Below are 9,290 nucleotides of genomic sequence, written 5' to 3' on the forward strand. Positions count from 1 at the left end.
TGTTTGCCGCCGCTGCACTCCAACGGACGCATATCCACGCCCGGTGCCATGCGTCTGCGCAACTCCGGCCTGCGTCACCCGCGCGCGTAAACCTCGCCTATCCCCCCGCCGGCCAGCCGGCGACCGCAATACCGCAGGAGTGTTCCCATGTCCTCTTCCATCGTGGTCATCGCCGCCGGCGAACGCAGCACCGAGGCCGTCCTGGCGGCCGAAGCGTTGCGCCGTGCGGCCACCGCCGCCGGCCGCAGCGTGACGGTCGAAATCCGCAGCGACCAGGGCGTGCTTGGCGCCTTGCCCGCCGAACTGGCCAGCGGCGCGTCCCAGGTGCTGGTGATCGGCGATGCCGATGCCGACACCGGCCGCTTCGGCGACGCGCAACTGCTGCGCCTGAGCCTGGGCGCGGTGCTGGACGACCCGGCCGCCGCAATTAGCCAGCTCGCCATCACCTCCAGCGCTGGCGCCGCGTCCGCGGCCGGCAGTGTGTCTTCCAGCGCCGGCAAGTGCATCGTCGCCATCACCTCCTGCCCCACCGGCATCGCGCACACCTTCATGGCCGCCGAAGGCCTGCAACAGGCCGCGAAGAAACTCGGCCACCAGATGCGCGTGGAAACCCAGGGCTCGGTGGGCGCGCAGGACGCGCTGACCGACGCCGAAATCCGCGCGGCCGATGTGGTCATCATCGCCGCCGACCGCGAAGTGGACCTAGCCCGTTTCGCCGGCAAGCGCGTGCTCAAGAGCGGCACCAAGCCGGCCATCAACGACGGCCCGGCCCTGATCGACAAGGCGCTGGCCGAGGCCAGCGTGCACGGTGGCACGGCACCGGCCAGCGGCACAGCCGCCAGCACGGCCGCCAGCAAGGGCAACGGCCGCACCGGCGCCTACAAGCACCTGATGACCGGCGTGTCGTTCATGCTGCCCTTCGTCACCGCTGGCGGTCTGCTGATTGCCTTGGCCTTCGCGCTGGGCGGCATCTATGCCGGCGACGATGCGCACCAGGGCACCCTGGCCTGGTCGCTGTTCCAGATCGGCGCCAAGGCCGGCTTCACCCTGATGGTGCCCGCGCTGGCCGGTTACATCGCCTACTCCATCGCCGACCGCCCCGGCATCGCGCCCGGCATGATCGGCGGCCTGGTCGCGGCCAATCTCAATGCCGGTTTTCTAGGCGGGATCATTGCCGGTTTCATCGCCGGCTACGGCGTGGCGGCGCTCAATCGCTATATCAAGCTGCCGCGCACGCTGGAAGGGCTCAAGCCGGTGCTGATCCTGCCGGTGCTGGGCACCCTGCTGGTGGGCCTGGCGATGATGTACGTGTTCGGCCAACCGGTCGCCGACCTGCTGGCCTGGCTCACCGCCTGGCTGCGCGGCATGCAGGGCAGCAGCGCACTGCTGCTGGGCCTGTTGCTCGGCGGCATGATGGCCTTCGACATGGGCGGGCCGGTCAACAAGGCCGCCTATGCATTCTCCACCGGCCTGATCGCCAGCCAGGTCTACACGCCGATGGCCGCCGCCATGGTCGCCGGCATGACCCCGCCGCTGGGCATCGCGCTGGCCACCTGGATGTTCCGCAACCGCTTCACTACCGAAGAACGCGGCTCGGCCACTGCGGCCGGCGTGCTCGGGCTGGCCTTCGTCACCGAAGGGGCGATCCCGTATGCCGCGCGCGATCCGTTGCGCACCATTCCGGCACTGGTGATCGGCTCGGCGGTGGCCGGCGCGATCTCGATGTCGGTCGGCGCCGAACTCAAGGCCCCGCATGGCGGCATCTTCGTGCTGCTGATCCCCAATGCCGTGACCCACCTGGCGATGTATGTGCTGGCCTTGCTGGCCGGCGTGGTGGTCACCGCCATCGCCCTGCGCGTGCTCAAGAAACCGGTGGCCGACGTCGTCGCCTGAGCCAAGCCGCGGCGGCACGCACCTGCCGCCGCATCCGACGCGCCGGACGCGCGTCGCCCCTGATTGCCGTTACCGCCGCGCCGCGCATCGATTACGCGCCGCCAGCGGCTTGCCCATCCCCTTGCTGTTGCGTCCGCCACCTCGGCCACGCCCTATTCGTTCGGAGTCCTGCCATGTCCGCCCTGCTCTCCCACCGCGCCTCCCACCTTCTGCTGTGCCTGTCGCTCGCCATGGCGCTGGCCCCCTTGGCCCACGCGCAGGAGGCCGCCGATGCCTTCAAGCTCAAGCTGGGTTACACCGGCGAAGCGGCCTCGATGATCGACGGCGGTCGCAAGAGCGGCAACGCCTATGCCGGCCAGCTGATGGTCGGCACCGATGTCGACATGGACCGCCTGTTCGGCTGGAACGGCGCCACCGTCAAGCTCTATGTCACCAACCGCCACGGCACCAATCTGGCCAACAGCAGCATCGGCAACAGCACCTCGGTGCAGGAAATCTACGGCGGACAGGGCACGCGCCTGGCCAACTTCACCCTGCTGCAGAAGCTCTTCAACGACCGCCTGGAACTAGAGGCCGGCCGCAGCGTGGCCAACATCCACTTTCTCGGCTCGGACCTGTGCCAGTACTTCCAGGGCAACTCCGCCTGCGGCAACCCCACCTTCGTGTTCCGCACCAGCAACTTCACCTACTGGCCGGTCTCCAGCTGGGCCGCACACGCCACCGCCTGGGTCACGCCCAAGGTCTATGTGCATGTGGGCGCGTATGAAGTGAACCCGGTGCAGGCACAGGACGGCCAGCACGGCCTGAAGTGGAGCACCGACGACACCACCGGCGTGGTGGTGCCCTATGCCATCGGCTACAAGAACAAGGGCGGCGATGGCACGCTGGCGGCGATGTACGAACTCGGCGGCTGGCAGGACAACTCCGACTACACCGACCCGCTGCGCGACCGCAACGGCAACCCCGCCGTCCTCAGCGGCCTGGGCTATGAAAACAAGCAAGGCCGCTCGGGCTTGTTCGCCCGCTTCGAGCAGCAGGTCACCAACCCCGACCCGTCCGGCACCCGTGGCCTGACCGTGTTCGGTGCCGTCCTGCAGAGCACCGGCGGCCAGGCCATCGAAGATCATTTCGTGCAACTGGGCCTGGTGCAGAAAGGCACCTTCGCCAGCCGCCCGCAGGACAACATTGCCTTCGTGATCACCCAGCAGAAGTACAGCGACGAAGCCATCGAAAACCTGCGCCTGGCCCGCGCCTCCGCAGGCGGCACCGGCACCCCCGCCGACAACCAGATCATGATGGAGCTCAGCTACGGCATCCAGGTCACCAAGCGCCTGCGCATCGCGCCCAACCTGCATTACGTGATCAACCCTGACCAGTTCAACGAGCCGACGCGCACCAACGATCTCAAGAACGCGTTGATTGCCGGCATGCGGATCGATTGGAATTTGTGAACCGTGGAGAAGCTGCGCGCGTTGCTCGCATGCTTGGCCGCGACCATTACCTGAAGTGAGTGGCGGGTGCGTTGCGTCTGACTGCAGTGCAACGCATTGCGTCGACTCCGTTGGCATGGGCATTGCCGGTAGCCGACGAAGTCGATGAGCCGAGCAGGCGCGCGACCGCACACATTGAGGTTTTATCGGCCCACCCGGTCGCGCGCAAGCCGGTCGCTGTAATAACGACATCGCCTCATTGCGAATCTGATGTCGCGCGCAGATTGATCGCTCTGTATTGCCTTTGGTTGCCGTAACGCGGCCCATTCTTCTCGAAGGTGGCACAGAGCCGGCCTTCGCCACAAGGAGCCAGGTCGGCACGCGACACGCGATCCAGGTAGTCGATGGATGCTCGAAGCTGTGCGAGTTCGGTTCGCTTTTCGTTGATGATGCCCAACCAGTAGGCCACCGCCCCCAGCCCCAGCACGCCCGCCACGAGCATCGTGGCGGATGCAATGCCCATGCGCCGCGTGATCTTTGTTTCCAAAGTTTGCTGGGCCTGCGCATAACGTCGAGTGGCTTGCTGCAACGTCTCGTCGGCCTGGACCATCTCTTTGTTGAACCGCTTGGCCGCCGGTTCCAGCGTCTGCGTCAATGCCTGATTGGTCAGCTGCGTCAGCCTCGGCAGTGCGTTTTCCAAGACCCGATTGACCTTGGCATCGGCGCTGCTGGCCGCGTGCTGGAGCACCTGGATTTGCTCGGCGACCACCTCGCGCAGCCGTTGTTCGCGCTGCTGCATGGATGCCACCAGGGTCGTCAGCACCTTGACCGTCTCCTGTAACGAGGCGTTCGATGCGTTCAACGTGGCCATCATTCTCGCCATTGCGGCGTCTTGCCTGTCCATGAGGTCTCCTGAGCTTGGCTGGTCACGGAAGTGATTTTGACTAACCACCGCCTCCAACACCACCGCCGCCTCCTCCTCCCACGCCGTCTCCGCCTCCGTCCCCTTGGGGACCGCTCTGCATCGGCCCCTTGGCGAACTCCGGCAGCGTCAGCACCATCACCGGCCCACGGCTGGTGTTGACCTCTGCCGAGACATCCATCCCCAGCGCCTGGCGCGTGGCGGCGAGCTCCTGGGCCTCCTGCTGGGCCTGTTCCTCCAGGAACTCGTTGCCTGTTTTGATCAGCGCCTGCGTTGCCGCGCTGTTGGCCACCCGGTTTAGGGCCTGCTCGATCGCCAGCTCGTTTTTGCTGTCGAGCGCGTAGAGCACTTCGTCGATGTCCGGGTCGCCGGTGATGGATTTTCGCTGAGTCTGCGACGCATCGTTTGGCGCATCCCCTGTCCCTGGACCGGCGAAGCGCTGAGCTGGAGGTGGGTAGGCATTGGTTTGCTCAGCCGTTTCGCTAGGAGAGCGGCGATCCAGTTGGTGCGCGCTGAATGCATCGATGCTGCCACCCTCTTGGTCTAGCGCCCTCTTTTGAGCGAAGGGATAAGGTTCTCCACGCTCGCGATACTCCTTCCATTCCTGGTGGAAGCGTTCGTCTTCCCGATCAGCCCGCTCAATCTCCTGTTGCAGCTCGCGCAGCGAGCGCATGGTCTCTTCCAGGAACAGGGCGCCGCCCGGGTCTGCGGCACTGCGGTCCTGCGCTGGGGTCGATTGCGTTCGTTGGTCTTCTGCGTCAGCAGACCCGACGGACACGTGAGTAGCGGCACTGCTTGCCAATGACTGCTCACGCGCTTGCGCGAGGGGTTCTCGGGGCAGCACCGGCGCACCATAATCAGCGAGCAAGGCGTCTGAGGGACGGGGCCGTTCGGCCTCGGCTTCTCGCTCAGGCGTGGCAGACGCTGTGGAAAGCGATGCAATCAACGGTTCTGCTGTCGCAGGCACTGTTGGGGCCATGGTCTGAACCGGCGCTGCTTCCTGCTCACGCGCCACCTCTTGCTGACGGACTGACGCTTGCTCCATCTCCGCTTGCTGCGTTTGCACCTGGTGATGCAGTGCCGGCGGCACCGCCTCGGCCTGCACGCTTTGCACAGGTTGGTCGCCGGATTCCCGGCCCTTAGAGGGAGACACTTGGAGGTGCGCAGCATCGCGACTCTCAAAGGCCTGGCTTTCCAGCGCGTGTGCCGCTTTTTGTGCTTGATGCGGCTGGGCGTCGCCTAGGCTCGCCGTCTGCTTTGGTGGGTCAGGTGGGTTGTGAGCCAGCTGCTCGCCTATCTGTTGGTTCTGGACTTCAGACTGCTGACGCGCGTTTTCCTGCGGCAACTCGGGCCGTGGTGCTTGTTGAGCCAGCGCGGCATCTTGAGCGTGCGGGTGAGGGTTCGGTTGCGGCGAGGATTCTTGACGCTGGGCCTGCTGCTGTTCGAGTCCTTGAACTTGTTGCTGCTGATCCTGTGCTAGCCGAGCCTGATCTTCCTGGGCCTCAATTCGCGTTGCTTCTTGAGCCTGGCGGTCTTGCTGCTCACGCTGCTGGTTGTCTTCGGCTCGGCGCCCCTGTGCCTGACGTTCCTGGACATCCCTTTCCTCACGCTCCTGCAGCTCGCGTTGCTGGCTGGTCTGTGCCTGCCTCTCTTGTAGTTGGCGTTCTTCTAGTTCGTGCTGCTGCTCTGCCTGGCGTTGGCCTTCCAACACTGCGTGCGCCTGGACCACTTGTTCGCTTTGTGACCTGTCTTCGTGCTCAGGCTGTGCCTGCTGGAGGTGCTCGCGCACCTGCGCAGCGTGTTGCTCTTGCACGAGGCGATCTTGCTGTGCGCGTTCTTGCCGCGCCTGCGCCGCGACAGAAGCCTGCATGCGTGCCTGGATATCCAGAACTTGCTGTGGATTGGACGAATTGGAGGTCGAGGTGTCCGCATCTCCCGTCGCTTCGGGCGCCCGAGCAACAGTTGCCGATTCCTGTCGATGGCCTTTCGCCTCACTCAACGCCTGTCGGATCTCGTCGCTGCTGGTCACTGCAACCACACGAATCACCCCATCGCTGCCGCGCTGGAGGTGTGCAATAGGGCTGTCATAGCCGTATTGCCCCGACTCATTGCGCTGCAACTGCTGCATGGTCGGCCCGGTAATGCCGTTGGCCGCCATGGTCCGCTGCGAAGCTAGCTCTACGGCCTGCTGGGTCTGCGGGTTGACGTTCAAATCAACGCCGGCGGCCCGGTAACGATGCAGCAGTTCGTTGTGCTCCATCTGCGCAGCCGTCGGCGCGGGAAGTGCCTGGATCGCCGCCAAGGTTTCCTGGGCGCGCTCGATTGAGGGCTGCCGCAGTTGGTCGGTCAGTTCCAGCTCCATCGCCAGGTTGCCACTGGCGACGCCATTCTTGCCGGCCCACTGCCCAGACTCGTTTCGCTGGTAGAGCTGAGCGTCCGAACCGAGCACCGCTCCAGGGTTGGCCTGGGCGGCATGGACGGCCGCAGGCACTTCGATACCGTAAGCCTGGGCACGTTGCGCGGCATGGTTTTCCAGGTAGGCGGCGGCGATGGCTTCGCGCCCGGTGGCGATGTTGTGTTCTATGCGGCCAAGGGCCTCTTGGTTGAGCTGTTGCGCGCGTTCCGGGGGAGCGAGTTGGAGTGCATAGCTGCCAATCTCATCGGAGCCAGAGGCCGCCGTCCTGACTTGGCGCTCCCAGGTCTGACGCTCGGGATTGCGCTGCCAGTTTTGGTTGTCCAGTCCTACCTGGTCGCTTGTCTGAGCTGGAAGATTGAACGGATCCTGGGGCGGCGGCGCTTTGCCAAGCGCTAGTTCCACTGCCTTGGCGTTGGCCAGCGCACCCAGCTCCTGGGATTTTTCGTAGCTCGCAACCACGGGCTGCTCGCCGCTCGTGCGCCGGCCATCCTGGGCGAGGTCAATGGCCGCTTCGCGCTGCCAGTTGCGACCATTGAACTGCCACTCCACGCCGGCCTTGTCGGTCTGGTGGTAGATGGCGCGGTTGTCCAGCAAATCGGCGCCTTTGTCGAACGCCTTACTCATCAACAGCGCATCGCCGACCACCAACGCAGCGGGCAAGAAGCCGCTGCCACCAATCGCAGCGGCAGTGGACGCGCCACCGGCCCAGCCGCCCGCGTTGCGGGCAATCGCATGCTGAACTTCCGATTGCGCGGCAGTGGCATTGCCCTGTTCCAGCAACTCGGCCGATCGGCGGGCGGTCATCACTGCGTCTGCCCCTGTCGCCAACAAGCCACCCGAACGCACCAAGGTGCTCGCCGACGCATTGCCGAGCAATACTTCCATGGACGCGACACCCCTTTGCCCACGGGGAACCCGCAGAGCTCCGGCGGCTTCTTCGCCCAGAACCTGCTCGACCTTGATGATGCCTTGGTCTGAAAAAACTACGCGCCCATCGTGATGGGCATTGGCGATGGCGAGTGACAACCCATGGCGCTGAAGCTCGATGTCCCCGCCTCGAACGATGGCGGTGTTGCTGACATGGATCTGGTTGAGCGTAGTGACGATGCGCGACTCGGAATGCGCCACAGCTCCCCAGCCATGGTCCACCCCCGTGAAGTCCTTCAAAGCCTCGATTTGCTGGGCGTGGGCTTGGTAGTAAGCAGGGATATCACGAAAGAACTGGCGGACCCTCTGGTTGGTTTGCGCCGGAAGCTCACCTAATGGCGTGTTGGTGTTTAAGTCATTGTTGATCAGTCCGACCTTGACCGTATCTCGCAGAAGCTCCACGCGCTTGGCGACCCTATCCATCGCCGCCGTGTCGCCTTCCAGAGCTGCCTGACCATCCCGCGTCAATTGGATGCGATTCAACCGTTCAAGCATGCCCTTTTGGTATTCCGCTAGAGGACCGCCACTGTGCGGCGTCACCCCAAGCGCGTCAGCCAGTTGAGGACTAGCCGGCAGGAACAAACGGTTCTCAGGCGCATGGATATGAAACTTCCCGACCTCTTGCAACTTTGCCAACAACTCGCTGTTCTTCAGCGTCTGCTGTTCGATGTTGTGATGGTCTTGGAAAAGCGTTCGATAGTTCGCCATGGATCAGGCTCCTTCCTTGCTGCCCGTGTTCGCAAATCAGCAGTTCACAACGTCGTAAAACCAAAGCCCATTGGATTTGCTAGGCGTGACAATGCCCGCCGCCTCAACAGCTTCCTTGAACGCTCTATCGCAGAAAACGCCGCCATGGAAAGACAACCTGAAAACATGCGCAGAACCCAGCACATCTCGCCGGAAGGTCAGCCGGATGTCGCCGGTTAAGTCGTAGTATTTTCCCGCTTCGAAGTCGTCATTGAGCTCGATGTTGAGTTCAGAAGCCTCTTCGTCCAAGGCATTCAATGTGCGGACAACATCGCAGAGGAAGACGGTCGGACCCTTGGAGCCATCGGCCAAGCGATAGTCGGCATCAGCGAAGACGAAGGCACCAGCATCCACTGACTCCATCACACGGCGCAGCCGTTCAGAAACCAACCAGTAGCCGCTGAAGCCTCCCTCTAGGTCTTCAGGCAATATGCCCTCACCCGGGTGGTAAACGAGGCGCGGGGTTTCGCGCAATGGCGGGAACCCACCCTCCTTTGGCTTCACGATAAGGCGCGGAGGCGTTCGCAGAACCTTTTCGTTTTCAAAGACCACCCCATGCCCTTTTCCTCCACGCCGAGCGTCTGGCTGTAGCTGGAAGAATTCACCCTTTTTAGGCTCATTGGTCATCATCGTTTCCATGCGTTGCAACCCGTCCATAGGCTCACGTCCATCGACTACTATGACCAGATTCTAGCGCTATCGCATGCAACTTGGGCAAGACAAAACGGGGAGGGGCCCATCTGGTGCTTTTGATATGCGCCGAGGTGTCAACGCTTTACCGGCGGCCACCATGCCCTAAAGTCCTCCTAAGGGCTAGAGCGTGTTATGAACTTGAGGCTTTCGCGGCTATCGTAAGCGGATGAAGCCATCACGCCCTTATCCGACCGACGTCTCCGATGAAGAATGGGCCTTCGCTGCACCCTACTTGACGCTGATGGATCCACAGGCACCGCAG

Annotated in this window: 6 protein-coding genes; 3 read left to right on the top strand and 3 right to left on the bottom strand. The window is 63.7% G+C overall.

Translation table 11 applies throughout. From position 1 onward, the window contains the following. Positions 1-147: 147 nt before the first annotated feature. Entirely contained in the window at positions 148-1,893 is a 1,746-nt protein-coding gene (locus XcodCFBP4690_RS07505; protein ID WP_104540354.1) for a PTS fructose transporter subunit IIC, read from the top strand. A 173-nt stretch (positions 1,894-2,066) separates the two neighbouring features. Beyond that, a complete protein-coding gene (locus XcodCFBP4690_RS07510; RefSeq protein ID WP_167394511.1) occupies positions 2,067-3,344 on the top strand; it encodes a carbohydrate porin in 1,278 nt (425 codons plus the stop codon). Positions 3,345-3,579: 235 nt separating this feature from the next. On the opposite strand, the gene XcodCFBP4690_RS07515 is transcribed toward XcodCFBP4690_RS07510, so the two are convergent. The 3 genes from XcodCFBP4690_RS07515 to XcodCFBP4690_RS07525 are packed head-to-tail and all read right to left on the bottom strand — an operon-like array spanning position 3,580 to position 8,992. Then, positions 3,580-4,227, bottom strand: coding sequence for a hypothetical protein (locus tag XcodCFBP4690_RS07515; RefSeq protein ID WP_104540355.1), 648 nt, complete (start codon positions 4,225-4,227; stop codon positions 3,580-3,582). Positions 4,228-4,267: 40 nt separating this feature from the next. After that, positions 4,268-8,296, bottom strand: coding sequence for a hypothetical protein (locus tag XcodCFBP4690_RS07520; protein ID WP_104540356.1), 4,029 nt, complete (start codon positions 8,294-8,296; stop codon positions 4,268-4,270). A 36-nt stretch (positions 8,297-8,332) separates the two neighbouring features. After that, entirely contained in the window at positions 8,333-8,992 is a 660-nt protein-coding gene (locus XcodCFBP4690_RS07525) for a DUF1629 domain-containing protein (protein ID WP_146091857.1), read from the bottom strand. A 202-nt stretch (positions 8,993-9,194) separates the two neighbouring features. On the opposite strand from XcodCFBP4690_RS07525, the gene XcodCFBP4690_RS07530 reads away from it, so the two are divergent. Continuing rightward, on the top strand, positions 9,195-9,290 hold a 96-nt coding region (locus tag XcodCFBP4690_RS07530; RefSeq protein ID WP_430523608.1), incomplete at its 3' end, for a transposase.

The sequence above is a fragment of the Xanthomonas codiaei genome (genome assembly GCF_002939785.1).
GTDB lineage: Bacteria > Pseudomonadota > Gammaproteobacteria > Xanthomonadales > Xanthomonadaceae > Xanthomonas > Xanthomonas codiaei.